The 25,577-nt window shown below is 62.3% G+C and carries 34 protein-coding genes; 33 read left to right on the top strand and 1 reads right to left on the bottom strand.

The genetic code is table 11. The features are described 5' to 3' along the window. The first annotated feature begins 105 nt into the window (after positions 1-105). The 33 genes from J0I64_RS10570 (at position 106) to J0I64_RS10410 (ending at position 24,927) form a co-directional block, all read left to right on the top strand. Entirely contained in the window at positions 106-675 is a 570-nt protein-coding gene (locus J0I64_RS10570) for a regulatory protein GemA (protein WP_366933734.1), read from the top strand. An 11-nt stretch (positions 676-686) separates the two neighbouring features. Further along, positions 687-1,016: a hypothetical protein gene (locus J0I64_RS10565; protein WP_291407916.1), complete on the top strand. Its 330-nt coding sequence runs from the start codon at positions 687-689 to the stop codon at positions 1,014-1,016. Then, positions 1,016-1,447 carry a helix-turn-helix domain containing protein gene (locus J0I64_RS10560; RefSeq protein ID WP_291407914.1) on the top strand — a complete coding sequence of 144 codons (432 nt, stop codon included), beginning with the start codon at positions 1,016-1,018 and terminating at the stop codon, positions 1,445-1,447. Before J0I64_RS10565 ends, J0I64_RS10560 begins: the two co-directional genes overlap by 1 nt. A gap of 74 nt (positions 1,448-1,521) precedes the next feature. After that, complete coding sequence (locus tag J0I64_RS10555) at positions 1,522-2,187, top strand: hypothetical protein (protein ID WP_291407912.1); 666 nt, start codon at positions 1,522-1,524, stop codon at positions 2,185-2,187. Further along, entirely contained in the window at positions 2,184-2,726 is a 543-nt protein-coding gene (locus J0I64_RS10550) for a hypothetical protein (RefSeq protein WP_291407910.1), read from the top strand. The genes J0I64_RS10555 and J0I64_RS10550 overlap by 4 nt, the downstream gene beginning before the upstream one ends. 20 nt (positions 2,727-2,746) lie before the next feature. After that, positions 2,747-2,944: a TraR/DksA C4-type zinc finger protein gene (locus tag J0I64_RS10545; RefSeq protein ID WP_291407920.1), complete on the top strand. Its 198-nt coding sequence runs from the start codon at positions 2,747-2,749 to the stop codon at positions 2,942-2,944. Beyond that, positions 2,944-3,264, top strand: a complete 321-nt coding sequence (locus J0I64_RS10540) for a DUF2730 family protein (RefSeq protein WP_291407908.1) — start codon at positions 2,944-2,946, stop codon at positions 3,262-3,264. The genes J0I64_RS10545 and J0I64_RS10540 overlap by 1 nt, the downstream gene beginning before the upstream one ends. After that, positions 3,265-3,561, top strand: a complete 297-nt coding sequence (locus J0I64_RS10535) for a hypothetical protein (RefSeq protein WP_291407906.1) — start codon at positions 3,265-3,267, stop codon at positions 3,559-3,561. It begins immediately after the preceding gene. A gap of 2 nt (positions 3,562-3,563) precedes the next feature. Continuing rightward, a complete protein-coding gene (locus tag J0I64_RS10530; protein WP_291407904.1) occupies positions 3,564-4,148 on the top strand; it encodes a phage protein Gp27 family protein in 585 nt (194 codons plus the stop codon). After that, positions 4,148-5,551, top strand: coding sequence for a terminase family protein (locus J0I64_RS10525; protein WP_291407902.1), 1,404 nt, complete (start codon positions 4,148-4,150; stop codon positions 5,549-5,551). The genes J0I64_RS10530 and J0I64_RS10525 overlap by 1 nt, the downstream gene beginning before the upstream one ends. After that, on the top strand, positions 5,548-7,638 hold the full coding sequence (locus tag J0I64_RS10520) for a phage portal protein (RefSeq protein ID WP_291407900.1): 2,091 nt from the start codon (positions 5,548-5,550) through the stop codon (positions 7,636-7,638). Before J0I64_RS10525 ends, J0I64_RS10520 begins: the two co-directional genes overlap by 4 nt. Before the next feature lies 1 nt (position 7,639). Beyond that, on the top strand, positions 7,640-8,380 hold the full coding sequence (locus J0I64_RS10515; RefSeq protein ID WP_291407898.1) for an HK97 family phage prohead protease: 741 nt from the start codon (positions 7,640-7,642) through the stop codon (positions 8,378-8,380). Between the two features lie 353 nt (positions 8,381-8,733). Next, positions 8,734-10,044, top strand: a complete 1,311-nt coding sequence (locus J0I64_RS10510; RefSeq protein WP_291407896.1) for a phage major capsid protein — start codon at positions 8,734-8,736, stop codon at positions 10,042-10,044. A 62-nt stretch (positions 10,045-10,106) separates the two neighbouring features. Next, positions 10,107-10,373: a hypothetical protein gene (locus tag J0I64_RS10505; RefSeq protein WP_291407894.1), complete on the top strand. Its 267-nt coding sequence runs from the start codon at positions 10,107-10,109 to the stop codon at positions 10,371-10,373. A gap of 25 nt (positions 10,374-10,398) precedes the next feature. Then, positions 10,399-10,917 (top strand): hypothetical protein, encoded by a 519-nt coding sequence (locus tag J0I64_RS10500; RefSeq protein WP_291407891.1) that lies wholly within the window; start codon positions 10,399-10,401, stop codon positions 10,915-10,917. A 101-nt stretch (positions 10,918-11,018) separates the two neighbouring features. After that, on the top strand, positions 11,019-11,201 hold the full coding sequence (locus J0I64_RS10495; RefSeq protein WP_291407889.1) for a hypothetical protein: 183 nt from the start codon (positions 11,019-11,021) through the stop codon (positions 11,199-11,201). 1 nt (position 11,202) lies between these two features. Further along, positions 11,203-11,766, top strand: a complete 564-nt coding sequence (locus J0I64_RS10490) for a hypothetical protein (RefSeq protein WP_291407888.1) — start codon at positions 11,203-11,205, stop codon at positions 11,764-11,766. 10 nt (positions 11,767-11,776) lie between these two features. Further along, on the top strand, positions 11,777-11,923 hold the full coding sequence (locus J0I64_RS10485) for a hypothetical protein (RefSeq protein ID WP_291407886.1): 147 nt from the start codon (positions 11,777-11,779) through the stop codon (positions 11,921-11,923). A 17-nt stretch (positions 11,924-11,940) separates the two neighbouring features. Continuing rightward, positions 11,941-12,264 (top strand): hypothetical protein, encoded by a 324-nt coding sequence (locus J0I64_RS10480; RefSeq protein WP_291407884.1) that lies wholly within the window; start codon positions 11,941-11,943, stop codon positions 12,262-12,264. Positions 12,265-13,009: 745 nt separating this feature from the next. Continuing rightward, positions 13,010-13,450 (top strand): phage morphogenesis protein, encoded by a 441-nt coding sequence (locus J0I64_RS10475; RefSeq protein ID WP_291407882.1) that lies wholly within the window; start codon positions 13,010-13,012, stop codon positions 13,448-13,450. Between the two features lie 147 nt (positions 13,451-13,597). Next, positions 13,598-14,023, top strand: a complete 426-nt coding sequence (locus tag J0I64_RS10470) for a DUF3168 domain-containing protein (RefSeq protein ID WP_291407880.1) — start codon at positions 13,598-13,600, stop codon at positions 14,021-14,023. Continuing rightward, the gene (locus J0I64_RS10465) at positions 14,023-14,628 is read left to right on the top strand and encodes a hypothetical protein (RefSeq protein WP_291407879.1); all 606 of its coding nucleotides are present in this window, start codon (positions 14,023-14,025) and stop codon (positions 14,626-14,628) included. The genes J0I64_RS10470 and J0I64_RS10465 overlap by 1 nt, the downstream gene beginning before the upstream one ends. After that, entirely contained in the window at positions 14,628-14,864 is a 237-nt protein-coding gene (locus J0I64_RS10460; protein ID WP_291407877.1) for a hypothetical protein, read from the top strand. Before J0I64_RS10465 ends, J0I64_RS10460 begins: the two co-directional genes overlap by 1 nt. After that, positions 14,821-15,264 carry a hypothetical protein gene (locus tag J0I64_RS10455; protein WP_291407875.1) on the top strand — a complete coding sequence of 148 codons (444 nt, stop codon included), beginning with the start codon at positions 14,821-14,823 and terminating at the stop codon, positions 15,262-15,264. Before J0I64_RS10460 ends, J0I64_RS10455 begins: the two co-directional genes overlap by 44 nt. A 14-nt stretch (positions 15,265-15,278) precedes the next feature. After that, positions 15,279-15,497 carry a hypothetical protein gene (locus tag J0I64_RS10450; RefSeq protein ID WP_291407873.1) on the top strand — a complete coding sequence of 73 codons (219 nt, stop codon included), beginning with the start codon at positions 15,279-15,281 and terminating at the stop codon, positions 15,495-15,497. Further along, positions 15,490-17,322, top strand: a complete 1,833-nt coding sequence (locus J0I64_RS10445; protein ID WP_291407871.1) for a hypothetical protein — start codon at positions 15,490-15,492, stop codon at positions 17,320-17,322. The genes J0I64_RS10450 and J0I64_RS10445 overlap by 8 nt, the downstream gene beginning before the upstream one ends. Before the next feature lie 2 nt (positions 17,323-17,324). Further along, positions 17,325-17,981, top strand: a complete 657-nt coding sequence (locus J0I64_RS10440) for a hypothetical protein (protein WP_291407869.1) — start codon at positions 17,325-17,327, stop codon at positions 17,979-17,981. A gap of 10 nt (positions 17,982-17,991) precedes the next feature. Beyond that, on the top strand, positions 17,992-18,615 hold the full coding sequence (locus J0I64_RS10435; RefSeq protein ID WP_291407867.1) for a hypothetical protein: 624 nt from the start codon (positions 17,992-17,994) through the stop codon (positions 18,613-18,615). Further along, entirely contained in the window at positions 18,615-21,023 is a 2,409-nt protein-coding gene (locus J0I64_RS10430; protein WP_291407865.1) for a phage tail protein, read from the top strand. Before J0I64_RS10435 ends, J0I64_RS10430 begins: the two co-directional genes overlap by 1 nt. Positions 21,024-21,028: 5 nt before the next feature. Continuing rightward, entirely contained in the window at positions 21,029-21,808 is a 780-nt protein-coding gene (locus tag J0I64_RS10425) for a hypothetical protein (protein WP_291407863.1), read from the top strand. Beyond that, positions 21,808-22,560: a hypothetical protein gene (locus J0I64_RS10420; RefSeq protein ID WP_291407861.1), complete on the top strand. Its 753-nt coding sequence runs from the start codon at positions 21,808-21,810 to the stop codon at positions 22,558-22,560. Before J0I64_RS10425 ends, J0I64_RS10420 begins: the two co-directional genes overlap by 1 nt. Before the next feature lie 9 nt (positions 22,561-22,569). Then, the gene (locus tag J0I64_RS10415; protein ID WP_291407859.1) at positions 22,570-24,582 is read left to right on the top strand and encodes a hypothetical protein; all 2,013 of its coding nucleotides are present in this window, start codon (positions 22,570-22,572) and stop codon (positions 24,580-24,582) included. Positions 24,583-24,585: 3 nt separating this feature from the next. Then, positions 24,586-24,927 carry a hypothetical protein gene (locus J0I64_RS10410; RefSeq protein ID WP_291407857.1) on the top strand — a complete coding sequence of 114 codons (342 nt, stop codon included), beginning with the start codon at positions 24,586-24,588 and terminating at the stop codon, positions 24,925-24,927. 245 nt (positions 24,928-25,172) lie between these two features. Here J0I64_RS10410 and J0I64_RS10405 read toward each other — a convergent pair. Continuing rightward, positions 25,173-25,577: peptidylprolyl isomerase (locus tag J0I64_RS10405; protein ID WP_291407855.1), on the bottom strand; the 405-nt coding region annotated here is incomplete at its 5' end.

Raw genomic sequence — 25,577 nt, 5'->3', positions numbered from 1 at the left:
GACGCTTGGCGCCCTGGACCGGCTGCTGGTGGCCCTCAAGGACGAAGTGGAGGGCGCCGGGTCATGAGGAAGTCCATCGCCGCCATCCATGTCGCCAAGAAGGAGTTGGGGCTCGACGACGATACCTATCGCGCGGCCCTCCTGCAGGTTACCGGCAAAGCGTCCTCGTCTGACATGACCGAAAAAGAGCGCCAGACCGTGCTCGAGCATTTCCGTTCGAAGGGTTTCAAAGCCTCTTCAACGGGCCGTCGAAAGCCTCTTGAAGGCAGGTTTGCGCCTAAGCTGCAGGCGCTCTGGATTGCAGGGTGGAACCTTGGCCTCGTGCGGGATCGGGATGATCGCGCCCTTATCGCCTTCGTGAAGCGCCAGACCGGCATCGATCATGTTCGCTTCCTCCGCCACGGGCAGGACGCCGTCAAAGCTATCGAAGGGCTGAAGGGCTGGCTGGAGCGCAGTGGCGGCGTTGATTGGGACGAGCACAAGGACCCTGCTGATTGTGTTCTTGCCGCGCAGATGCGGCGCTTGAAGGCCGCGCCCAGCGATGTCGGCTTCAGCATCCAGGCGAACAAGGAGGCCACGCCTGAAACCGTGCTGGCGGTAACCGACATCGCCAAAACCGCGTTGATGAACCTGCTCGGCGAGAAAATTCGCGCCTTGCCGGGCGGTGCCAAATGAGCCGGGTGCGCGTGAGTGACCATGCCGTTCTGCGTTGGCTTGAGCGGGTCGAGGGCGTCAATGTCGAAGGCATCCGGCGCCGGATCGCCGACGCGGTGCAACGCGGGGCCGATCTTCAGGCCACGGGGGTGCGGCTCGACGGGGTGACGTTCAAGTTGCAGTACAATCCAGGCGAGGCCGTGGTGACCACGACGCATTCGCCCTATGCCCGTGCTCATCTAGCCGAGCCCCGCCTTGACGCCGCCGAGCGGGAGCGGCTGCGGAGCGAAAGCTCACCCCTTGTCCTGCTCCGGTTCAGCGCGAGTGAAATCGCTGCCTCAATGGGCGTCGAGGCTGATTGATGGGCGAGCCGAGAGACATTGCCGTGCTGGAAGCCGCGGGCGTGAAAACGCCTGCGAACCTAGCCGTCTATGTCGATACGCTCGGCATCGATCTCGCCATGGACCTGTTCCTGGTCGCAGGCGGATCACAGATTTACCTCTCTCCGAAATCGAGCGATCGTGCGCTGGTCGCCCGCACCGTAGGCGCAGAGAATGCGTCGAGGCTTGCCGAAGCGGTCGGACAGAATTACATCAAGGTGCCGATCGCTCGGCAATGGGTCGCCAGGGTTCATTGGAGCCGTGGCACCAGCGTGAACGAAATTGCCCGTACCGTCCGGGCTGACATCGCCACAGTGCGCCGCTGGCTTGGCCCGGCCCCTCGCGAGCGTCTCAAGCAAATCCAGATGTCCCTATTCGTTGAGGATACCGACGCGCCTGCGTCGACGGATTAGCCCTCCGAACACTGCCAGATTGCTCCCATCGCGCGCGCCTGACTGGCGCGCATTTCGCAATGATGGGGCAATTCATGACCGACCCGTTTTACGTCTACCGCCCCGTGCTCGACTTGCTTGGCAAATCGGAAGGCACGGCCAAAGGACGCGGTTACAACGAAACCCTGGCCTATGGGGCTTATACGGGTGGGCATCGCAATCTCGTCACCATGACGCTGGCAGACATCGACGAGCTGCAGCGCGCCATGCTGGTGCATCCCGCGAACCGGCTGAACAGTTCGGCCCTCGGGCTCTATCAGATCGTGCGCAAGACCCGCGTCGAGATCGAGCAGAAACTCCGGCTTCGCCCCACGGACCTGTTTGATGAAGCGATGCAGGACCGCATGGCCTGCTACCTGCTCGGCAAGCGCGGTATCGATCAGTGGCTGGCCAAGACCATGTCCGATGTCGAAATTCTCAATTCCCTCGCGAAGGAGTGGGCGTCGCTCCCGACTTCGAAAGGTATCGGCCACTACAACGGCCAGCGTGCCAGCGTTTCGGTCAGCGAGGTGCTCGACGCCCTGGCACAGGTGCGGCAGCGCCGGGGGGCGACCAGTTCTCAGCTGCGCCCCGTTGAGCAGGCAAAGCCCGCTCCTGCACCAAAGCCGTCGCCACCGCCTGCGAACCAGAATACGGCACCGACCAAAAAGGGCGGCTGGTGGGCAGCCATCCAGGCTCTGTTCGGGGGGCGTTCGAAGTGAGCGTCGTCGGAACTTTCATCGGTGGCATCGCTACCCGCATCGGCGCCGAGATGATCGGCAAGGTGCTTGGGGAACGGTTCGGCCCTGCCAGTGGGCAGCTTGCGGAAGTCGTGATCGGCGAAGTTGCTAGCCGGCTGGGCGTCTCTCCGGACGATGTACCCAGCATTGACTTCCCACGGGTCGAAACGGCCGTGGCTGAGGTCGAAGCGCAGATGCCTGAAGTTATAGCCCTCTGGGCGCGCGGCATCGACGGGCAGTTTGCCTTGCTGCAGGCGGAACAGAGCGAGGGCGGTTGGGTGAGCGCCTGGCGGCCGGGCTGGATGTACCTCCTCGGCCTCATGTGGGTCGTTCGTCTCCTCGTGGTGCCGTTCCTCGACAGCACGGGGGAGACCAACCTCGCCGAGGCGATGCCGGCCGAAATCATGCTGACCCTGACCGGTTGGTTCCTTGCCCTCTACATGGGCGGCCATACGATCAAGTCACTGGGCGGCAATGCCATCGATGCGGTCAAGGCCTGGCGCGAGGGCGCTCGCAAGTGAGTGATACCGGTAAACTCGCAATGGAATTGGCTGAGGCGCGTGTCGAGCAGGAGCGGGACGCGTCCGTGGCACGTGCACGGGCGAGCCTGCCGAGCGGCGGGGGCTATCCCTTCTGTTCGTGTGGCAACCCCATCCCCGAGGCCCGCAGGCTAGCGCTGCCGGGTGTCACCTCCTGCATTGAGTGCGCCAAGGCGCGGGAATCTCGGGGGCGTCGCTGATGCTGGATGAAATCAAGTCCTGGGCGGGTCTCCTCGCCACGCTGCTGGGCATCGGATCGATCGTCTACACCTGGCTCACCGCGCGTTCGGCCGCGAACAGCAAGACGCTCGATGCACACACCAGCAAGCTCACCGAACACGACAGGCGCATCCAGGCTGTCGAGGCGGAACAGAAGCACGCGCCCCGAAAGGAGGATGTGTACGAGCTGAAGGTGGCGATCGTGGAGCTGCAGGGGACGGTCAAGGCCCAGAACGCGCAACTGGCTGGCGTGGCCCAGCTCGTCTCCAACATCGACAGCTATATGCGCAAGGGTGACTAAGTGAGCTACGACGATTTCATGACCGAGAATGCCCGGCTCGTCATCCTCAAGGAACTGGCCAAGCAACAGGACGGGCGGCTCAACGATGCCGTGCTGGTCAAGGTGCTCGACGTGTTCGGGCACTACCGGTCGCGCGAGTGGGTTGCCGAGCAGCTCGACTGGTTGGCCCAGAAAGGTGCGGTGGAGATGTCGCGCGCCGGCACCGCGCTGGTTGCTCGCATCACCCGTACCGGCGCCGATCATGTCGAGCGGCGCGCGTTCATCGCCGGCATCGACAAGCCGAGCTTTGGGGTCTGAGAATGGCGCGGCCAGAAAAGGAGCGCGCCGGCCGAGGGCGGTTGTCCCGTCTCGACATGCTGCCCGAGGTCGCCCAGCCCGACCTTGTGTGGGTGAATGGCGAGTTGCGCGAGGGCAAGCGCCCGCAGAACGAATTGCGCGACATCTTCAACGCGCGGCTCGCCGCCCACGGCATTGAGCCGATCAGCGTCGGCTCCTTCTCGCGCTATTCGGTGCGCAAGGCGGCTCAGTTCCAGCAGCTCGACGAACAGATGCGGATTTCGTCCGAGCTGGTCGAAGTGCTTGGTATCGATGGGTCGGACAAGATGACCATCGCCTTTGCCGAGCTGGTTCGCGTGGCCGGGATAAGGCTCCTGGAAGCCAAAGGCGGCGAACTGGCCGCCAAGGATTTGATGGAGCTTGCCCGCGCCAACCAGGCGGCGTCCGGCGCCATGAAGCAATCGGCCGAATACCGCCGATCGCTGGAGCGCGATTTTGCCGAGAAGGTTGCCGAGGCGGCAAAGGATGTTGCCGAGATCGGCAAGGTGGCCGGGATCACGGCCGACACCATGCAGAAGATCACGAACCGGCTCAAAGGCATCGTCTGATGGGCCGCGCCCAGGTCATTCCGAAAAACCCCGAGGCCATCTTTCTCAAGTTCCAGTCCGACTGGGTCGAGGATGGGTCGCGTCTCAAGCTCATGGAGAAGAGCCGCCAGATCGGCATTTCGTGGTCAACCGCCTATGGCATGGTCTCGCGCATTGCGCTGCAGTCGGCCCGCTATGACGAATGGGTTTCGTCCCGCGATGAAATCCAGGCGCGTCTCTTCCTCGAAGATTGCAAGCTCTGGGCTGACATCACCGATATTGCGGCCAAGGCGCTGGGCGAGATCGCCCTCGATGACGGCAAGCACAGCGCTCATGTTATGCACTTTGCCAACAGCCGGCGCATCCATTCGATGAGTTCGAACCCGGACGCCCAGGCCGGTAAGCGCGGCTCGCGCGTACTCGACGAATTCGCGCTCCATCCCGATCCGCGAAAGCTCTGGTCGATTGCCTATCCGGGCATCACCTGGGGCGGCCAGATGGAGGTGATCTCGACCCATCGTGGGTCCAAGAACTTCTTCAACACCCTTGTTCGTGAGGTCAAGGAAGGCGGCAACCCGAAGAAGATCAGCCTGCACACCGTGACGTTGCAGGACGCTCTCGATGCTGGCTTTCTCTGGAAGCTGCAGCAGAACCTTGCTGCCGAAGACGAACGCCAGGAGATGACCGAGGCGGAGTATTTCGACTGGGTCAAAAGCGGCGCGGCCGATGAGGAGAGCTTTCTCCAGGAATACATGTGCATCCCCGGCGACGACGATGCGGCGTTCCTGGAATACGACCTTATCGCCTCGGCCGAGTATGGCGCCCTGGACGATTGGACGGCGACCGAAGGCGGTGTGCTCTATGCCGGCGTCGATATAGGCCGCAAGAACGACCTCACCGTGTTGTGGATCGTCGAGAAGCTCGGTGACGTGCTCTACACCCGGCACGTCGAAGAGATGCGCAACATGCGCAAAAGCGACCAGGAGAAGATACTCTATCCCTGGTTCGCCAAGTGCGCCCGCATCTGCATCGACTATACCGGCCTCGGCATCGGCTGGGGCGACGACGCCCAGGACAAGTTCGGCAAGTATCGCGTCGAGTGCGTCACCTTCACGGGCGGCGTGAAAGAGGCTCTGGCCTATCCCGTGCGCTCGCGCATGGAAGAGCGCCGCATCCGCATTCCCTATAAGGGCGAAATCCGTGCCGACCTTCGGCAGATCACCAAACAGGTGACGCCGGCCGGCAATATCCGTTTCACAGCCGAGCGCACACCAGATGGTCACTCGGACCGGTTCTGGGCTCTGGCTCTGGCCATCCATGCTGCCGATGGCCTGCAGCCCAATGCCTGGAAACCGCTCAACTCACCGACAGGCCAGGAGCCTGCCGGCGTTCCCACCCTTGACGATGAATGGATACCGGCATGAACAAGCTTCAGCAGTTCGCCGCCAAGGCGCTCGGCATCAAATACTTGCCGCAGACGATGATCGAAAACCGGCTCCTGCGTCGGACCCGCATCGACTATCGCAAGGAAGTTGGCGATCTCATCGACTCCTCGGTCGTTACCGCCCCGGTGCATTGGGTGCAGCGATCGTTCCCCGAGGCTGTGTTGACGGTGCGCCGGCAGAAGCCGGACGGCAGCTATGACTACATGCCCAATCATCCAGCACTGGCGCTGATCCAGCGCCCCAATCCCCACTATGGTGATCTGGCGCTTTGGGCCGGTACGGTCTTTTCCTATCTCACGGCTGGCAATGCCTACTGGATCAAGCTGCGGAAAGGCACACACCTGCCGGGGCAGCTTTGGTATGTGCCGCACTGGACGATGACTCCCAAGGATTCGGATGACGGTAGCGCCTTCATCAGCCACTACGAGTATCGACCGGGCGCAGGCATGGGCGTCATTCGCTATGCCCCCGAGGACATAGTTCATTTCCGCCACGGCATTGACCCGCGCAATCCACGCCTGGGGCTGTCACCGCTCGATGGCGTGATCCGCGAAATCTTCATGGATCTCGAAAGCTCGAACTTCGTTGCATCGCTGCTGAAAAACTCGGGTGTGCCGGGCATGGTCGTCTCGCCCAAAACGGGCGGCACCGTCCCAGCCGAGGATGTCGCCGCCACCAAGGCGTGGTTGCGGCAGGCCTTTACGGGCGATCGTCGCGGCGAGCCTCTGGTGATGGGCGCGCCAACGGACGTTGTGCCGTATGGGTTCAATCCCCAGCAGATGAACATGAGCGATGCTCGCGACATTGCCGAGGAACGTGTTTGTGCGGCCCTGGGCATCCCCGCTGCCATTGTCGGCTTCGGCGCCGGCCTGCAGTCCACCAAGGTCGGTGCGACCATGGAGGAACTTCGCAAGCTCGCCTGGCAGAATGGCGTCATGCCGGTGGCACGCGTGTTTGCCGACGAGCTTGATCGCTCCCTGATCCCCGATTTCGGCGAGCGCCATGCCGGGCGCAGCCATTGGGATACATCCGAAGTCCAGGCACTGCAGGATGATCGTGCCAAGGCGGCGACGACCTGGAACACCATGATCAATGGCGGTTGGGCCGAAGTTGCCGAAGGCCGCGAAGGCATGGGCCTTGAGGTCGATGACAGCCACCGGGTTTTCCTTCGTCCAGCCATGGCGCTGGAAGTGCCAAGCGGCAGCAAGGGCGTAGCCCATTGGGCGGAGAAAGCTCTGGAGTGGTTCTCTCGACAGGGTGTTGACGTCAAGGCGCGTGCTGGACGCCAGCAGCGGGATGCAGGCCGCGCCTTCGTCATCGCAGTACAGCGCCAGGAAGAACCGCTGGCCAAGGCCATGAACGGCCGCCTCAAGCGGTTCTTTGCCGATCTCGGCAGAATGGCGAAGGCGGAAGCCCTGCCCATTCTGAAAGACAACTACTTGCCCCCGCCAAAGGGCGCGCCTGCGGTCGAAGAAAAGTCCGATGACCTCTTGGTCCAGATGATCCTGGAAAGGCTAGGCCTCGATGTTCATCGAACCACCTTTAGCGGCCTTTTCGAAGCGCATTTCATGGATGTCGCCAAGGCGGTATCCGAGGCGTCGGGGCTTGCCGGCATCAGTGGTAGTTTGCCTGATCCTGTCGCGCGGACAATCGCCGCCGCGGGCGGACGCCGCGCCGGTCTCATCGACATCGGCAAGCAATCTCGCTCCGCCCTATTCGATGCTATCGCCCTGGGACGCTCCGAGGGCGAAGGCGCCCAGGCGCTGGCAAACCGGATCGCCCAGCATATCGAGGCGGGCCCCTGGACCACCATCGAGCAACGCGCCCTGACCATTGCCCGAACCGAGACCAAGTATGCGCAGAACGTCTCGACCATCGAGCGCGCCAAGGCAGCGGGCGTGGCTCAGTTCATCGTGTTTGACGGCCGGTTTGGACCCGGCCGCTCCAAGCCTGACCATATTGCCCGCGACGGCTCGATTGTGACGGCCCAGGAAGCTGACCGCATGGCAGCGGCCGAGCACCCCAACGGCACCCTTAGCTTTGCACCCTATTTCGGCGAGGACTGAAATGAAGTTTGAGACCAAGAGCGTCATCACCATCGAAAAGATGGACGATACCGGCACCGGCATTGCCCGCCTTGCCGACCTGTCCGCCATCGACAGCGACAACGACACCTATATTGCCGGCGCTTTCGCCTGGAAGACCGGTGGCGGCCAATGGGCGCCGATGCTGCCGGCGCATGACCGCACTGCCATGCCGTTCGGCAAGGCCCGTGTTTTCGAGGAAGCAGGCTTTGCCTATGCCGAGCTGCATCTCAACCTCGACACTCAGCCCGGCAAGGAATGGCACTCCCAGCTCAAGTTCGACCTCACCGTAGGCGAGGCCGCCCAGGAATGGTCCTATGGCTATGGCGTTGTCGATGCCACTTATGAGCAGCGCGGCGATACGCGCATCCGCTTGCTGAAGCGGGTCGATGTGCACGAGGTCTCTCCGGTCATTCGTGGTGCCGGCGCCGGCACTGGCACCATGGCGATGAAGTCGCGGCAGAACTTCTCCGGGCAGATCGACGCTGTCCTTGCCGAGATCGACGACATCATTGCGCGCGCCGGCGACATTGGCGAGTTGCGCAAGGCCGATGGCCGCGAGGCCATGAGCAAGGCGCGGCTCGACCAAGTCGTTGCCCTCAAGGGCAAACTCGACGCCCTCATCAAGGCGGCGGAGCCGGGCAGCGATGATCTGGCATTGGCCGAGCAGGTCGCCGTGGACTACCTCACCAAGGGCGCCAGGAGCCGCTTCGCCGGGCGCTGATCCGGACCCTCACAGAAACGGCCAGCGAAGGCGTAGAGCGCCTTTGCTGGCTGCATGCGTAGCTCCATCGCCCGTCATATGGCTTCTGGCCTGTCAAATGCCTGTCAAATTCGCGGGCAAGGTGCCATCGATCCCCACCGATTGCATTTCGCGCCGATTTGCTGGTAGGGGTGCTGCATTCCCGACATCGCCGTCTCTACCCTTCGGCGCCATACCGGCGCACCTGCGTTGATGGTTCGGGCTGCTCTCCAATCCTAATGTTGCTGCCATGGCTCGCGCTGACGCGGGCCGGTTCGACATCGGCCTAGCGCGGACGCCGGGCCTCCCAGACAGCAACAATTTGGAGTGGGTCAATGACCACCCTGGAGAAGGTCCGCGAAGAGTTCGCGGCTAAGCAGGAAAATCTTGGCAAGGTTTTTACCGAGGCCAAGACCGCCGATGGCAGGTACGACTTCCAGCAGATTTCGAAGGACACGATGAAGTCGGTCCTGGGCGACAATCTCACCGACACCGTCGATATCGCCAAGCGCATCAAGGAAAAGGATGCCGAGCTGAACGAGCTGGGCGAGAAGATGGAAGCGCTCGAAGCCGCCGAGAAGGCCGCGAAGAACCTTTCCGAGCGCGAGAAGGTGCGTGGCCATGTTCCGATGGGCGGCGGCAAGGCGGATCGCGAGCGCCCGCGCGTAAAATCTCTGGGCGAGTATCTGGCCGAAGAAAAGGCCTACAAGGCCTGGCTCGACCGTGGCGCGCCGCAGGGCATCGACTTCAGTTTCGACGTGTTTCCCACCGACATGTTGGCAAAGGCCATGCAGGTCGAAACGCTCGGCGCCAAGGCGCTGATGACGACGGCGGCCGGCTTTGCTCCGGAAAGCATGCGCCTGCCCAATTTCGTCGAAGCCGCAACCCGTCCGATCCAGCTCCTCGACATCATCCCGATTGGCCAGACCGGCGAAACTTCCGTGAAGTACATGGAAGAAACTACCCGCACCCATGGCGCCGCTGAAACCGCCGAGGGCGGGGCCTATGCGGAATCGACCTTCGTTTTCACCGAACGCACTTCGGACGTGCGCAAGATCACCGACAGCCTGCCGGTGACCGATGAGCAGTTCGAAGACGTGCCGATGATGTCGGGCTATGTGAATGGCCGCCTGATGTTCGGCGTGCGCCAGCGTCTCGATACGCAGGTCTATGTCGGCAACGGCACTTCGCCCAACCTGCGCGGAATTGCCAATGTCGTCGGTATTCAGACTCAGGCCAAAGGCACAGACCCGGTTCCGGATGTTTTCTTCAAGGCGATGACCAAGGTGCGCGTCACCGGCCGCGCCATCCCGACCCACCATGTCATGCACCCGACCGACTGGCAGGGCGTGCGCCTGCTGCGCACTGCGGATGGCGTCTACATCTGGGGTTCGCCCAGCGAAGCCGGGCCGGATCGCATGTGGGGGCTGCCGGTTGTCCAGGCCGAACAGCGCGCTGCCGGCGCCGGTCTTGTCGGTTCCTTCCAGCCGTCCTGGATCAGCCTCTTCGAACGCTCCGGCGTCGATGTTGCGGTCGGCTATGTCGGTGCCCAGTTCGGCGAGGGCAAGCGTACGGTTCGTGCCGACATGCGCGCTGCCCTGGTCGTATTCCGTCCCGCAGCGTTCTGCGACGTGACCGGCCTCTAGGGCTCAATCCTAAACCTGATGGCGGGCGTTCGGCGCCCGCCGCACCACCCAGGAACCCGAATATGCCCACCATTACTGGCCTTTCCGTGCCGATCACCTGTTGCACCATCCCTGGCGGCGTTGCCGGCGAGCACAAGGTGCATGGCAACCTCAAGCCCGGCGACACGCTGATCTCGGTTGAGCGCCTTACTCCCGGCACGCCCATCACCAGGGCGGACCTTACTGCGGAGTTTTCGATTTCCGCCACCAAGGCCGGTGTCGTCAGCAATACGGGCGGCACCAACACCACGGGCGGGTTCCTCCACATCAGCTGGGCGAAGGTCGAGTAGCCCCACAAGGACAAGGACCAAAACCATGTTTGCAAGGGAACGGTTGTTTCTCAATGCCGAGCGCAACGCGCTCTATCCGGACGGCCACCAGCTCGCCGCCTTCCTCTATGCTGCCGTGGGTGACGAAATCCCCGACAGCGCCGCCGAAAAGTTCGGCCTGGTCGATGGTGAGCTGAAGAAGTCGGGTAAGCCCAAGATCGAGGAAACCTTGCTCGGTTCCAACGTGTTGCCGGCGCTTGTCGAGATCGCGGCCGGCAAGACCGTGCAGCTCGGCGTCGTTGTCGGGCGTGCCTACAAGGCTAGCGGTCTCAACGTCGATGGCTGGAACGCTCTGGAAGATGCCGAGCGCGAAACCCGTCTGGCCCAGATGGTGGAAACCCTGAAGCAGGAACATGCAGCCCGTCCGCCGCGTACGCCTGCTACGCCCAAGCCCAAGAAGGCGGCCGGCAAGAAAGAACAGGCGCCGGCCGGGGACAAGGAACAGAAGACCGGCGAAAACAAGGGCGGCGCTGGCGGTAGCGGCGAACAGCAGCCCGCCACCTGAAGGAATACCGGGTGCGCCCGCCGACAGGCGCATGAAAGCCGAAAGGCAAAGTGGAGGCTGCAGCGGCGGGGCGGCCTCCCCATTTTTCCGAGGAGAGGCACTTGGGCAGCTTCGATATCACACCGATCATCGCCTTTGCGGTTGCCGCAATCGTTGGCTTCATCTGCCTCCTGGTGACGGTGATCGCCGGCATCTGGATCGACCTGCCTTCGTGGGCCTTTCTTGCCGGTCCCGGCGTTCCCGCCATTGTCGCCGGTACTGCATTCCACCTTTGGGCGCGTTGAAATGGCGCTTATCGACCGCGTGAAAGCGCGGACTGGCACCGACATGGCCGATGACGAACTGGAAGCGATGATCGCCGGCATCAGCGCCGAGATCGAGCGACGGTACGGCCCTGCAGGCGAAATCGAGGAAACCGTTGGCGACCCCCTCGACGATTTTCGTTGGCGAAAGTCTCTCCTGCTGGCCCGGCCGCTCGATACCGGCTCCCCAGTGACCATCGTCGAACTCGACCCAGGCGACACCGTTCATCCCGACCAGGAAGTCACGCTCACCGAGGCTGACTATCGTGTGCTCAACGGTGGCCGGACACTGCAGCGGCTTACGGGTGGCCCCAATGGACAAAGCTTTTGGGCACCCTTCGTGCGGCTGACCTATACGCCGGTCGGAGAAGGCGCGGCCCGCGACGAGCTGGTGATCAAGGTCATGGCGCTCGACCTGTCATATCGCGGCGGGCTCAAGAGCGAGCGCGCTGGCGACTATCAATTCACTCTTGGCAACGATGTGGCCGACGAGCGCGAAAAGCTCCTGGCGAGCCTTGCCGGGAACAAGGGCATGAATCTGGCTTAGGAGGCCAAGAATGATCGGGCAGTTTCTTTTTCACGCTCAGTCTGGAACGCGCGGCGCGGTCGATGACCAAACTGTTCATCCGGATGGTCGGGTATTGGTTCGGATCAATGATCGCTGGCTCTTTGCCGACGAAACACGGTCGGGAATGGGGGATTGATTTCCGGCCGGCTGACAATGCGCGCTGCAGTTGAACGTCACCAATCGCCGGGCAAGGATGGCTGGGGGCATCCCTTGCCGGGCACATGGATGCCAGTGGGCACGTTGAAGTGCTTCGTCTGGTCAAATGCCAGTCGAGAAGCTGTCGATGGGGACAAGACGGCGATGATCGAGGACATGCGGGCGATGTTCGCATTGAAGGCTGACATCAATGAAAATGATGAGATCGCCGCTGTCACGGACAAGGCCGGCAACGCGATAATTGACGGCCGGCTCAAGATCGATGGTCCGGTACAGCGTAAGCACAACCATTTGGAGGCAGCGCTCGTCCGTGTCGGGTGATGAAAAGAGGCGGGAGCCTTGCTCCCGCCTCCTCAAAGTCGATCGCTATGCCTTCGTGCTGTCACTCGGCGGCTGGCGTCTGAAGAACGAGACTATCGTTACGACATTTGCGGCCAGGCCGATGTAGAATGCCAGTTCAATCATTGAAGAAAGTCTCCAAGGATATGAACCTTCAGCGTGAACCGTGCTGATGAGTTTCGGTTCGACGCTCCCCCAACAAGGCACCTCCGCGAAAGCCTTTCAGACAGGAAGCCGTTGTCCGAACCCCACGTCCCCAATGGTTCGGCAGTCCCCTGGCATCTGGGCCGAGCAAAAAGATACCTGTGATCCAGTTCGGGTCAGCATGATTAAGATCGCAACCCTCCACATTGCTGGCAAGGGGAACAAAGTGGCAATTTCCCAAAGCGTACGGCAAAGGCCCTGACGGCCAAGGTGTACGGGTTGGCCAACGCCCCACCTTTTAAGCGGTATCGATTCATCATAGCCTTTGCTCTCAGCATTTTTGCAGGAGGCCCGGCGATGACGGCAAGGGATCGGTGGACGGTTGATTTGAAGTGTTCCCACTGCGGAGCGGAGGGCGAGGCAGAACTCTCTCAAGCCGATGGGTGGGAATTTGCTCGGGACCAATCGACCCGCATAGACAGCATTCCCAGCGGCTTTGTCGTCGCCTCCAGTCCCGACGACCTGTCACGTCCGACGTTTGAGTGCGCCAAGTGCGGTCCGCTAAAATAGCAGGAGTATTTCGATGGCCGGACAGACTAAGTCCCTTAAGTGGTACGGCAAGGCCATCACCGCCAAGATGGAAAAGGCACAGGTCGAGGGGGTCAACAAGACCATGGCCGCCTGTGTCATCCATGCCAAACAGAACCACCCCTGGCAAAACCGTACCGGCCTCCTCGAAGGCGCTATCGACATCGCTTCCTATGCCGCTTCGCACGACCAGGGCGTGAAGGGCACTTGGGGCGTGCGCGACATGGCGCAGGCGCGCATCCTTGAAGAGGGCGGCACGATCCGGCCGGTGCGGGCCAAGGCGCTCGCCATTCCCCAGGCAGATGGCTCGGTGCGGTTTGCCAGCTCCGTGACCATTCCCGCTCACCCCTATCTGCGCCCCGCCGCTGATCACGAGTATGTCCGCCTCGGTGAGCGCATTCGAAAGGCCTTTGAAAGGGCTGGAACGGCGTCTTGACAGGCGGGGCCATTGGCCCGATTTTCTGACCATCCCCCTATCCATTTCCATACCCACGCACCTGCGTCGATGAACAGATATCGCGCGCGCGACTAGCTTTGCTCCATTGTCGCCGGTTCGTGCCGGCGTCGTCTTGGGGTGGGCGTCTTGGCCGATATCGTCACTGCAATCGTGGGGCTGCTGAAGGCGGATGCGGATATTGCCGCGCTCGTCGGCGACCGCGTTTTTGGTGGTGAGCTGCCGGCCGACGAGGCCAGGCATATGCCTCGGCAGGCAATCGTCATCCAGCCTTCGGGCGGCGCGCCGTTTCAGCCCAGGGCGAGCCTTCGGGCCGAGGCGCAGCGCCTTGATCTTATCTGCTATGGCGCCACACCGGGCGAGGCCATGGAGCTGCGCAATCTCGGCGCTCATGCCTTCAAGCGCGTCCGGCGCCAGACCGCTGCCGGCGTCCTCATCCACTGGGTCAATTCGGCTGGGGGCTATATGGCCGGCCGTGACCGTGATGGCCAGTGGCCCTACGCCTTCCAGTCCTTCCAATCCCTGTTTTCGCTTTCGCTCGATGAGGTCGCCTGATGGGTCAGCCCTATGAAATCGTCGCGGCGCCGTACACGCTTTTCGTGGCACCTGTCGGCACCGCCTTTCCGCTTCTCAATGCCGCCCCGGCCGCGCCTTGGGTGATGGTCGGTACGTCCGGCGACCTTTCGACGACCGAAGATGGCGTCACGGTCAGCCACGAGGAATCGATCAACAAGGTTCGCGCCGCTGGCTCCACCGGTCCTCGCAAGGCTTTCCGAACCGAGGAAGATTTCCTGATCTCCCTCACGCTCATGGACATCACACTTGAGCAATATGCCTTGGCGCTGAATGGCAACACCATCACCACCACGGCGGCGGGCGTCGGCACGCCGGGCTTCAAATCGCTCAAGCTCTACAAGGGCACTCAGGTCAAGTCGCTGGCTTTGCTCGTTCGCGGCGAAGTGTCTGGCTATGGCGAGGGCTGGCGTAGCCAGTATCAGGTTCCGGTCTGCTTCCAGTCCGGTGCGCCCGAAATCGTCTTTACCAAGGGCGACCCGGCTGGGCTGGCGCTGGAATTCACGGCGTTGGAAGACCCGGCTGCAGCAACGCCCGATGCGCGCTTCGGTAGCCTCATCATGCAGCACGCTGCGCCCCTTAGCTGATGCCCGGCCGCGATCCAGAAAAGCTGATCGAGGAGGCGCGCCGGCTCAACGGGCAGGCGCGCCACCACAAGCGCGAAAGCGGCCGGCACCGAAAGGCCGCTCAGAGCGCCCGCGAAAAGCAGGCCGAGATCGAGCGGCAATGCGCTGCCCTCGGCATCACCGTCACTTATGAACCTGGCAAAGGACCGCTCCATGGCCACCGAACCGATCCTCGACCTTTCGACGCTGACCGATAATCGGCCACCGATCCGGGTCGATGGGACCGTCTATCACCTCAAGTCGCCCGAGGAACTGACGCTGGCGGAGAGCCAGAATTTCACGAAATGGGGCCACGAGCTTGAAGCGCTCGGAAAGCAGCCCGAAAAGGTCGGGGCGCTCGACGCCCTGGTCACCATCGTGGCGCGCTCAACCACCGTGGACATGCCGGTGGGCGTCTTTGAGAAACTCTCCTCTGTGCAGCGCATGGCCATCGTCGAGGTTTTTACCGGGCTCCTGCTGGGCAAGCGCCTGCAGCTGGCAGGAGCGCTCGCTCGCATGGCAAGCCAATCGATTGGGGCGAACTCATCCCCAGGCTCCAACATGCCTTCGGGGGCGACCCCGGATGGTGGCTCTACCGCGCCCCAGCCGCTCTCTTGAGGGCGTACATCACCATGCTGCCGCGCCTCGAAGCACAGCGCCAGATCGACAGCATCAACGCCATGAGCACCGGCTTCGGTGGCATGACTGGCTTTGAGCGGCAGCGCTATGTCAGTCGTCTGCAGCGTCAGGCGCAGGGTGCGCCGGCAGCGGCGAAAGCCACCCCGGCCGGGTTGGCCGCGATGGGTGTATCCGTTGTCGTGATCACTGCCGAGGATACAGCCAATGGCTGAGAAACTTGGCGAGGCTCTCCTCGATCTAGACACCAACGACAAGGGTTTTCGGAAGGGCGTTGACGACGCCGAGAAGCGTGCACGCGGTCTTGGAGGCACTCTCGATCTGACATCCGAACGCGCTCTAAAGCTGGGGCGCAGCCTTGCCATCGGTGCGGCTGCGGGTGCTGCCGCGTTCGGCGCTGCCGTGGTCAAAGCAAGCCGTGACGTGGCCGAAATGGCCGCCCAGGCGAAGATGGCCGGCGTCAATGTCGAAGATTTCCAGCGCCTGAAATATGCGGCCGAGCAGAACCAGGTGGGCGTGGATGCGCTTGCCGATGGTCTGAAGGAGCTGAACCTTCGCGCCGACGAATTCATCGTCACCGGCCAGGGCTCGGCGGCGGAAGCGTTCTATCGCCTGGGGTATCGAGCTGATGAGCTGAAGACCAAGCTCTCCGACCCGGCCGCGCTGTTTACTGAAATCATCGCTCGCCTGGGGCAGCTCGACACTGCTGCCCAAATCCGTATTTCCGACGAGCTATTCGGTGGCTCGGGCGGCGAACAGTTTATTCGCCTCCTGGACGGTGGCGCCGAAGGCATCAAGCGGCTTGGTGACGAAGCCGAACGGTTGGGCCTTGTAGTCGGCACTGAGAATGTCGCTGCCATGGTCCAGTTCGATGCGACCATGAAGCGCGTCGGCAATGTCGTGAACGGCTTTATGACCCAATTGGCTGTTGGCGCCACGCCTGAACTGGATAGGCTCGCTCGCAAACTCTCCGACCCGCAGTTTGTGACGGGGTCTCAGCAGATGGCTGGTGCCATCGTCGGTGCGGTCAATCAGATCATCGAGGCAGTCAGCGCCGGCATCGGTTGGCTGGGGCAGCTGCAGCGCACGATCACCTGGATGGGATCGCACGATATGTTCGGCAATCCCATCAAAGAGGACCCGAACTCTGACGCCTCTCGCCTCGCGATGTATCGCGCTATGTGGAGCACGAGGGATGACATCAACTCCGGCAATATGTCCGCGCCGAGCGACGATTTTTATCGCGGCATTTTCGCCGATCCAACGGCCACCAGCCCGACCATTCCGCCGGGGCTTTCCGGCCTCGGCTTCACCAGCGGCCTTGGCCAGGAGCAGGTCGACAAAGCCAAGGAACTGATCGCTAGCCTGCGCGATGAGCTGGGCATCCTGCGCGAAACCGATCCGGTGCAGCAGCGGCTTCTCGGCATGCGCGAGAACCTTGCCAAGGCGACCGACGCCCAGCGCCTGGAAGCCGAAAACCTGATCCGCACTATCTACGAGGAAACCCGCGCCTGGGAGAGCGCCCAACAGGCGGGGCAGTTCTTTGGTGACCAGTTGCTGAGCAGCATCGAGGCGCTACGGACCGGCAGCAAGTCGCTGACCGAAGTGCTCAACGATGTGGTCAATGCCCTGGCGCAGGCCGTGCTGCAGTCCATGCTTTTGGGACAGGGGCCGCTTGCCGGCATCTTCGGCACGGCAAGTCCCGGTGGCGGCCTGGGCGGCATGCTCGGTGGCCTGTTCTCAGGCTTCTTCGCCAAGGGCGGACTTATCCCGAACGGCACCTTCGGCATTGTCGGTGAGCGCGGCCCCGAACCCGTGATCGGTACGTCTGCCGGCGCCAGGGTGCTCCCGAACTCCACCCTGACCGACATGATGGGTGGCGGCGGCGCCAGCGGCCCCCTGCAGATCGTCATTCAGGGTTCGGGCCTCAGCCAGGCTGAATTGAGCCAGGCTATTTCCGATGCCATCGAGCAGTTCGACCGCTTCAAGCTGCCCCAGCGGGTGGCCGAGATCAATTCCGACCCGCTGGCCCGAGGCTGATCATGGCCCTGACTTTTCCACTCGCACCGTCCGACCTCGTCGACCTGATGCTGATCGAAACCGTCACCTGGACGCTGGGTGAGGATCAGGAGCTTTCCGGTCTTGGCAGCGGTGAGGTGCTCGCACGAGATCTCGGGCCACGCCTTTGGGCAGGCGATGCCTCAACCGGCGCCCTCGATGTCGATAGCATCGAAGCGTTGCGTGGCCGCTTTCACACGCTCGATGGCGCCATTCAGAGCTTCTACCTCTACGACCCGCAGCATCCTTTTCCATCGACCGACCCGACCGGCGCAATCTTGCTGGGGTCGAACGTCACGATTTCAAACATCGCGGCCAACCGGAAGGAAATCAGCTTCGCTGGCTTGCCGGCAGGTTTCGCGTTGCCGATGGATGCCCGCTTTTCGGTGACAGCCCTCAATCCGAGCCGTACGGCGCTGATCCAGTTGGCCGCGCCCATCACCGCCAATGGGGGCGGATTTGCCGGGCCTGTCGAAGTGCGCCCGCATCTGCGGCCGTGGCTGGCGGCCGGGCAGACAGTGCAGCTCCGCAAGCCGGTGGCCAAGGTCAAGCTCGTGCCAAAAAGCCTTTCAGTAGTGCCCGTTTCTGGCGTGACCGCTCGCCTGCGCTTCTCGTTCCGCCAGACGCTGGCAGCGGGCTAGGAGCAGTCGAATGGTTCGCGCACTCGATGTCGATACCCAGAATGCCATCCGCGATCGGCGGGCGGTCGTGCCACGCAATTTCGTGCTGGTGACGGCCGCAAAGTCGGACGGTAGCGGTACTGAAGTTTTCGGCTTCACCGATTTCGGCGAGGACATCTCGACCAATATCATCGACGGCCGGACCGGCGCCGAGGTGAACCACACGTTCTATGGCGACAATTCGCCGATCCTGGGCATCGACAGCATTGCGCTGAAAATCGGGCTGGAAGTCGTGACGACACAGGTATTGCTCAATCCACTTCACCCCGCCGTCGAGCTGATGGCGCGCGGCCACAACCTGCGCAATGCGCCCGTACAAATCCACCGTGGCTGGCTTTCGCCCGAGAGCTTCCTCCTGGTCGCACCGCCGCGCTGTCGGCGCTTCGGTCAGGTCAATGGCGCCCCGATCAACACGGCCGCTACGGGCGGCATGTCCCGCCTTTCGCTCAAGGTGGTTTCGACCACCCGCGAGCTGACCAAGCTCAACCCTGCAATGCGCGGTCACGAAACGCAGGTGCGACGTGGGAACGACCAGGCCCGCAAGTACAACGGCACGGCCTACCTCTGGCAGTCCTATTGGGGCCAGTCGCGCTGATGAATTTCCTGTTCCAGCTCTTCGTCTATCTCGTCCTGGCCGTCATCGGCAGCATTCTGCAATCGGCCGAGGCACAGCAGCAAAAGGCCACTTCCGGCGTCCGTGGCTCCCGCCAGGAAGGCGGCGACAATTCGCAGGCCTTTGTGATTGGCAAGTATGGGCTTGCCGGGCAGTTCGAATATTGGGCCGACTGGGGCCAGGATAACGGCACTCCCAACGCCTTTCACTCCGAAGTCTATTCCCTCGGCGACCTGTCCTATAGCGGCTTCACCGGCTTCTACTACAACGGCGCAAAGGGCACGCTGCTCTATGGCGAGCCGCATGGCGAGCTGGGCATTCCCGTTGCGGAGGCGCGGGTCAACGGCAAGGACCATCTCTGGGTCAAATTTTACGACGGCCGGCAGGCATCGGCCGACGCCATGCTGGTCGCCCGCACGGCCGGCCAGGAACGGCCCTGGACTGCGGACATGATCTTCGTCGGCTGCCCCTATGCCGTGGTGACCGTGCTGGACAACCGGTCGCTGTTCACCGGCTTTCCGAAGTACCTCTTCGAGGTTCAGGGCATCCCCCTTTACGACATGAGCCGCGACAGCTCCGTGGGGGGCGTCGGTCCGCAACGTCTCGATGATCCTTCGACCTGGGCCTACTCGGATGATCCGATTGTTGCCGCCAGCAATGTGCTACTGGGCATCCGCTACCAGGGCGAATGGATGTATGGTGGGCAGACCACCACGGCCTATCAGTTGCCGGCCGCCAACTGGATCGCCCAGATCAACAAGAGCAAGGCGCGCGGCTTTACCTGCGGCTATGAGGTCGTTTGCGGCGAAGATGAGCCGCAGGCCGTCATCGGTGAATTCCTCATGGCTGCAGCCGCTCGAATTGCCGAAATCGGCGGCCTCTACAAGGTTCTGGTGGCTGAGCCCGATGCGCCGGTTCGGACGTTCACCGACGAAGACTTCGTTATCGACGACGACCAGGAGCTTGACCCGTTCCCCGGCCTCGAAAGCACTGCCAACGTGATTTCGTCCAGCTATCCCGAGCCTGCCGAGGCTTGGGGCATGAAGCAGGCGCCGAGCCGATACAGCAGCGCGCTTGAGGTCGAGGACGGCGGCCGTCGCCTCCCGAAGCCAATCGTCTATAAGGCGGTGCACAAGGCCCTTCAGGTCCAGGAGCTGGACAAGCTCGCTATCGAGGAAGCGCGCCGGTTCCGCACCCATATCAACACCATGCCCCCCGAATGGTGGGAAATGGAGCCCCTCGACACTGAGGCCTGGACCAGCGCCCGCAATGGCTATGTCGATAAGTGGATGCTTATCACCGCCATTGATGACATGCCGAACGGGCTCGTCGTCGTCGGCCGGCGCGAGGTTGAGCCCGCGGACTATGATTGGGAGCCGGGCATGGCGTTGCCCTGGCAGACCTCGCCGCTCGGCATTCAGCGGCCGGCGCCGCAGATCATGACCGGCTGGAACGCGGCGCCCTATGCGGTTGTCGATGCTGATGGTGTTGGGCGTCGGCCGGGCATTCAGGTGTTCTGGGCGGCGGGCCTCCAGGACGTTCGCAGCGTCCAGGTGCAGGTGCGTGAGAGCTGGGGCGGCAAGAACGTCATTTTCGATGGCGAGCTGCCTTACGACATCCTCAATCCGGCCCCCTCGGGCGTGCCGTCGATTGCGGTCCTTCTGCCGAACACTCCCTATGAAGTGCGAGGCAAGTATCTGCCCTTCACAGGCCGGGCGACCCTTTGGTCAAACCAGTCGCTTGATGGCGGTGGCGATCTTGTAGAGGGCACATGGATCACGGTGTTGACGCCGTCGATCCGTCTGGGAGCGAGCGACATCGCCCTGGACCTGTCTGGTGTCGCCAGAGATGTGATGGACCAGCTCGGCGCGACGCCCCGCCAGTTGCGCGAGGTCATTCGGCAGCTCGGCACGATCATCGAAGAGGTAGACCGAGAAAACTACACCAAGCGCGACACCATGCTGCGCCAGATCAGAGGCGAGCTCGACCAGCTTGAGGCGGGCTTTGTGGAGTTCTTCGAGATCGCCCTGGGACCGGGCGGTGCCATCGCACAGGCGCTGGAAAGCCTCTATGCGGCCATGGGTGGGAATAGCGCCGAAGTGAATATTCGTTGGACGGCCGAGGCAGCGCCAACCGGCTATGCCGCCCGGTACGCCATCCAAGCCGCCGTCAATGATGGGACATTCCGCGCAGCCACATTCTTCCTCGACGTGCCGGCCGATCCCTCTCAGCCGACGCGCATCGGCTTCATGGCTGGAAACACCGTGTTCTACCTGGCCGATGGAACGCCAATCGCGCTCTTCGACGACGAGGGCAATTTCCGCAATACCGCCGGCACCGTGATGATCAGCATGCTCACTGGTGGCGGCGGCGACTTCAGCTTTGGGTGAGCGTCGTGGATAGAAAGATCAAGGGCTTCAAAGCCGCCAACGTGGTCTCGGCTTTCACGGAAACCGGCACGGACGGCAGTTGGAACGACATAGACGCGCCGCGCAATGCGCCAGCCAAGTCGCCGCTGCTACACCTCGATAAGGTGGCCTTCCACTCCAGCTTCTATCTTTATGAGGTGGCGCTCGACCAATCGGTGACGTTGACCCATCCAGCTATTGCGGGCGGTTCGGCCGGCAAAGAAGGCTTCTGGAGCGGGGCGACCAACATGTTGACCTGGGAGATTTTCGGCCGAGTCGACAAGACCGACCATCTGCTGCTCGCTCATGGCCTACCTTACACGCCTCTGGTGATGGTGGCCTATCAAGACACGATGGTTGTGGCCGGAACCATCGTACAGAACGAAACTGCCGGAACTCGATTTGTTGGGGTCAGTGCCGACGCGAGCAATGTCTATTTGACCGCTGTTGGCTATTCGTCCGACCTCACCCTGGCTGCCGTCAATCGGACCTATCGCGTTCTGGTGTTCCGGACGCCGGCACCGGACCCATTGTTGCCCTTGTTCTCGGGCGATGCCAGCGGCTTCCAGTTTGGTCGGGGTATGGTCAACTCCAGCGCCGATTACCTGCGTCGGGACACTAGCTCGTCGCCACTGGACATGGACCTTGGGCAGACCATCGACATTGGCAATGGCGGCGCTCGCGTCGTTACGGGCGGCAATGTGCAGACCGATCAGTTCTATTCTGGCAGCTTTGCCGGGTCGGCCTTTATTCCGGTGAATGTCTGATGCCGGTTACTCCAGGAGCTGGCGGGCATATCCATGTGAATCGTGCTGGCAAGAAACTGTGGGGCACTGACGAACCGCCTGTGCAGTTGATCCCTGCGGCCTGGCAGGAAATCCCGATCACGATTTCCTTTCCCGATTTCGCCAAGGACATTGCCTACGGCTTTAATCTCTTCACGACGCCCGGCCCGCCTTTCGAAACGACGACCATGTACGGCATGTCGGTCGTGAAGATACTGCCGCAGGAAACGACCTTGCCGGATATCGTCATCGGCACCGTCCCTGCGGGCATCAATTACGTCGATTGGCGAGTGGTGCTCAACTGGACGAAGCAGCCCAGTTACACCCGCTTCGGCCCGGCCTTTTCGCCCATTCGGCCCGGTTACCAAACCGACCTGCGCGGCGGGTCGGGGCTGATTGAGATATCCGGCGTGTGGCGTCGCCGCATCCACATTGGCCTGAGCGGCACCAGCATAGTTCTCAGTCGCAAACAATCGACGCGAAACACGAATGAGCAGCCCGGCTGGTCGCCCGGCAATGCCACGCACTATCCGAGTGGCGGGCCACGCCCCGGCTGGACATGGGGTGTCCAGCAAGAGGGCGTCCTGGCTCATTTCATCGACAAGCGTGCTGGCGGCAACAATGTATGGCGCGGCGGTAGCAATAGCGCGTCCCTCGTTGATCCCACTGACTACTCATCCATCTGGACCGGCGCGCTTCTGGTGAAACCCGGCCGGCAAAATGCATCCATCTAAGGACTAACCATGGACATTTCGGCGCTTCCTACTCGGTACAACGTTGGCAAAGCTTCAGTCGCGGCCGGCGGCACGGTGGTCACTCCGGACGGTGCAAGCTGGTACGGCAATGCATGGGGCGATGACCTGTTCTTTCTAGCCTCGCAACCGCTCGTGCCGCCCCAGCGCATTGAAGCCGCAAATCCCGATGGCACGTTGACCCTTGCCTTTCCGTGGCCGGGCACCGCTGCCACCGAGGAAGACTACGAAATTCGATATGTTGGTATCATCGAGCGATCGACGGCCCAGAGCCGTCGCGTCCTGGAGCAGCTCGGTGATGTGAAGGCTTGGGCTGATGTGTTCGTTGCCACCGACGCAGATCGCCTCGCTCTCGAAAGCCCTTCCAATCCACTGCCGGCAGGGCGCCGCGTCCTGGTCGTCGAAGATGGTCTGATCTGGGTTAAGGAAACTAGCGGCTACGACGACTGGCTGCCTCCCGCTGCCTTTAAGGGCGACACCGGCAACAAGGGGTGGTCGCCGCAGATTGTTGCCGAGGCCGATGGGGAACGGCGCGTTCTTAAGCTGGCCGGTTATGTCGGCGGCGAAGGCCTGGCGCCGACAGGCAATGTCGGTCAATACCTCAAGGCTGATGGCACTTGGACCAGCACGATAGGCGATGCGGTCGATTTTCGCGGCGAAGGATTCATTCCCAGGGGCGCCTACAACGGCGCTACGGCTTACGAGAAGGGTGATGTTGTCCGCGATGCTGGCTCTTCATGGATCGCGGTTCAATCGACGACTGGGAATGCGCCACCAACCTTGCCCGCGACCAGCAATGCCTACTGGGCTCTCTTGGCTCAAAAAGGGGCTGATGGCACCGGCACGGGCGATGTGGTTGGGCCTGCCGGCGCCACGGACGGACGTTTTGCGGCCTTCGACGGAGCTACTGGTAAACTTCTCAAAGAGTTGACCTCGGCCCAGGCGACGTCATTTCTCGCGCTGTTCGGGGCGGCAAAGGGCTTGGCACCCGCTGCAACCTCGGGCGACGTCAGCGCCAATCGCTTGCTGCGTGCCGATGGAACGTGGACTGATCCGCCGTCAACGTCTGGTGACACTGAATTTCTGCTGGCGCAGGTCTTTCTCAAACTTGCAGATCTGGACAACCAGGCTCAGTTCCTGGGCCCGGCAGGGAACCGGTTCGCCGACAGCTTCGACGCGCTGACCTATGTCGACGTGGCAGGGGCGACGGGCCTGAATTCGAGCGTTGCGGGCATTCTTAAGCCTGCGCAGACCGCTGGCACCACGACCACCATCAGTACCCCCTCCACGTCGGCAGATGTTGGTACCGGCTTTACCTGGTTTGATAGCGCCACGCCGCTCATTGCCGGGGACGTGATCTTCAAGATCGGCGTCTATTCGACCCTGGCAAAATCCATCACGGTCAAGATCGGCCGCCAGATATCAACCACGTCATTTGATGTGGTTTTATCCCAGACCTATGCCCATCCGGGCGGCGGCTGGTCGGATTGCACGCTGACGACACCCTTCACAGTGCCTGCCACGACCCACAACATTGGTGCATTTGAGGGCGGAACAATCGACCTCACGGGTTCGATCGCGCGTTCTTACCATGCCAGCAACCTCGCACTAGGCACTTCCCCGACCCTTACGGCCGACGCAGGCGCAATGCCTCCGCTGCGCTATACGAAGAACGTCGCGACTGACGCCATGACTGTTCGGTCGGCCGTATTCGCTGCTGCGGCAGTGCCGACGAAGATGAAGGCCCTTATCAACGTCAAGGAAGTGGATGCCGCTGTTGCTGGTACCGACTACACGCTGGAATGCAGTCGGAACGACGGCGGAAACTGGACGGCGATGACGCTGACCGAGCGGTACACGATGCCAACCACGGGCTTGCGCGTCGTTGAGGCGGCGGAAACCGATGTGTCCGGCCAGCCCAGTGGATCGGCATCGCGATGGCGCTTCAAGACCCTCAACAACAAGAACGTCGAGCTGCACGACGTTTACCTCTACTGGAGTTAGGCCATGGGCTATCTGCGCGAGCCGGAAACAATCACGGTTCCCCGCCTTCCCAACCTTGAGCCGGATCAATTCTGGTTTGTCGTTCGGCTCACCGGGCACGAGCAGGAGCTACGCGACTGGGCCGCGGCGCTCAACAATCCCGGCACTGAGCAAGAGCCAAACCCGCTCTATGACCCTGTGGGCTGGGCATGGGCATCGTCCAAGCTCGATAGCAGCAAGTACTTCGAGCGCGACCATCCTTTGGTTGAAGCTGCCCGCCAGGCGCTCGGCATGTCGCCGGAGCTGCTCGACAACCTATGGGCCTACGGCGCATCGTCAGGGCCGACACCGACCGCAACCCCGTGAGAGGGCATCGACAGCCTGTTGACTGGGTGTCTAGGGCCTGTCGATATGCTGTTGGACTATGCTAAAACCGGGCGTGAAAAATGCAAAACCGCGCGACCGGCTACACTGGGCTAGGTCTGTTCTTAGGCTCCCCCCTTTCCCCGTCGTAGGGGAGGATGGGAGGGGTGGCGGCAAGCACCGCGCCTCAAACAAAAAGGCCACCCGATCGAAACCGGGTGGCCCATGTTCCAGAAAATCCGGAAAAATTACTGCTGCGCGGCTTCGCTTTCGGCGGAGGCTGCGGCAGCGTCCTGGGCGTCCATTGCCGTCTTGAGCTGGGGGTCGGTGACGTCGATGGTCACGCCCGACATCAGCTCCTCGACCTTCTGGTTGAAGGCGCGCATCAGCACCTGCTGCTGCGCCTGGGGAGCGACCTGTTCGAAGGTCGGCGGCTGGGACTGGCGCTTCTCTTCGAGCTTGATGATGTGCCAGCCGAACTGGGACTGAACCGGTTCGGAGACATCGCCGGGATTGGCGAGGGCGAACGCGGCGGTTTCGAATTCGGGCACCATCATGCACTTGCCAAAGAAGCAGAGGTCGCCGCCATTGGCGCCTGAACCGGGGTCGATCGACTTTTCCTGGGCGATGGTAGCGAAATCGCCGCCGGCCTT

The sequence above is a fragment of the Devosia sp. genome (genome assembly GCF_017307565.1).
Classification (GTDB): domain Bacteria; phylum Pseudomonadota; class Alphaproteobacteria; order Rhizobiales; family Devosiaceae; genus Devosia.
This window is presented reverse-complemented; position numbering and strand designations above follow the sequence as displayed.

Excerpts from the sequence above, each read along its gene's own strand:
- J0I64_RS10480 (WP_291407884.1), top strand. The coding sequence starts at position 11,941 with ATGCGCGCTGCAGTTGAACGTCACCAATCGCCGGGCAAGGATGGCTGG.
- J0I64_RS10540 (WP_291407908.1), top strand. The coding sequence starts at position 2,944 with ATGCTGGATGAAATCAAGTCCTGGGCGGGTCTCCTCGCCACGCTGCTG.
- J0I64_RS10440 (WP_291407869.1), top strand. The coding sequence starts at position 17,325 with ATGGCCCTGACTTTTCCACTCGCACCGTCCGACCTCGTCGACCTGATG.
- J0I64_RS10430 (WP_291407865.1), top strand. The coding sequence starts at position 18,615 with ATGAATTTCCTGTTCCAGCTCTTCGTCTATCTCGTCCTGGCCGTCATC.
- J0I64_RS10485 (WP_291407886.1), top strand. The coding sequence starts at position 11,777 with ATGATCGGGCAGTTTCTTTTTCACGCTCAGTCTGGAACGCGCGGCGCG.
- J0I64_RS10500 (WP_291407891.1), top strand. The coding sequence starts at position 10,399 with ATGTTTGCAAGGGAACGGTTGTTTCTCAATGCCGAGCGCAACGCGCTC.
- J0I64_RS10525 (WP_291407902.1), top strand. The coding sequence starts at position 4,148 with ATGGGCCGCGCCCAGGTCATTCCGAAAAACCCCGAGGCCATCTTTCTC.
- J0I64_RS10545 (WP_291407920.1), top strand. The coding sequence starts at position 2,747 with ATGGAATTGGCTGAGGCGCGTGTCGAGCAGGAGCGGGACGCGTCCGTG.
- J0I64_RS10510 (WP_291407896.1), top strand. The coding sequence starts at position 8,734 with ATGACCACCCTGGAGAAGGTCCGCGAAGAGTTCGCGGCTAAGCAGGAA.
- J0I64_RS10455 (WP_291407875.1), top strand. The coding sequence starts at position 14,821 with ATGGCCACCGAACCGATCCTCGACCTTTCGACGCTGACCGATAATCGG.
- J0I64_RS10460 (WP_291407877.1), top strand. The coding sequence starts at position 14,628 with ATGCCCGGCCGCGATCCAGAAAAGCTGATCGAGGAGGCGCGCCGGCTC.
- J0I64_RS10555 (WP_291407912.1), top strand. The coding sequence starts at position 1,522 with ATGACCGACCCGTTTTACGTCTACCGCCCCGTGCTCGACTTGCTTGGC.
- J0I64_RS10505 (WP_291407894.1), top strand. The coding sequence starts at position 10,107 with ATGCCCACCATTACTGGCCTTTCCGTGCCGATCACCTGTTGCACCATC.
- J0I64_RS10435 (WP_291407867.1), top strand. The coding sequence starts at position 17,992 with ATGGTTCGCGCACTCGATGTCGATACCCAGAATGCCATCCGCGATCGG.
- J0I64_RS10475 (WP_291407882.1), top strand. The coding sequence starts at position 13,010 with ATGGCCGGACAGACTAAGTCCCTTAAGTGGTACGGCAAGGCCATCACC.
- J0I64_RS10415 (WP_291407859.1), top strand. The coding sequence starts at position 22,570 with ATGGACATTTCGGCGCTTCCTACTCGGTACAACGTTGGCAAAGCTTCA.
- J0I64_RS10560 (WP_291407914.1), top strand. The coding sequence starts at position 1,016 with ATGGGCGAGCCGAGAGACATTGCCGTGCTGGAAGCCGCGGGCGTGAAA.
- J0I64_RS10465 (WP_291407879.1), top strand. The coding sequence starts at position 14,023 with ATGGGTCAGCCCTATGAAATCGTCGCGGCGCCGTACACGCTTTTCGTG.
- J0I64_RS10420 (WP_291407861.1), top strand. The coding sequence starts at position 21,808 with ATGCCGGTTACTCCAGGAGCTGGCGGGCATATCCATGTGAATCGTGCT.
- J0I64_RS10520 (WP_291407900.1), top strand. The coding sequence starts at position 5,548 with ATGAACAAGCTTCAGCAGTTCGCCGCCAAGGCGCTCGGCATCAAATAC.
- J0I64_RS10450 (WP_291407873.1), top strand. The coding sequence starts at position 15,279 with ATGCTGCCGCGCCTCGAAGCACAGCGCCAGATCGACAGCATCAACGCC.
- J0I64_RS10530 (WP_291407904.1), top strand. The coding sequence starts at position 3,564 with ATGGCGCGGCCAGAAAAGGAGCGCGCCGGCCGAGGGCGGTTGTCCCGT.
- J0I64_RS10515 (WP_291407898.1), top strand. The coding sequence starts at position 7,640 with ATGAAGTTTGAGACCAAGAGCGTCATCACCATCGAAAAGATGGACGAT.
- J0I64_RS10445 (WP_291407871.1), top strand. The coding sequence starts at position 15,490 with ATGGCTGAGAAACTTGGCGAGGCTCTCCTCGATCTAGACACCAACGAC.
- J0I64_RS10410 (WP_291407857.1), top strand. The coding sequence starts at position 24,586 with ATGGGCTATCTGCGCGAGCCGGAAACAATCACGGTTCCCCGCCTTCCC.
- J0I64_RS10490 (WP_291407888.1), top strand. The coding sequence starts at position 11,203 with ATGGCGCTTATCGACCGCGTGAAAGCGCGGACTGGCACCGACATGGCC.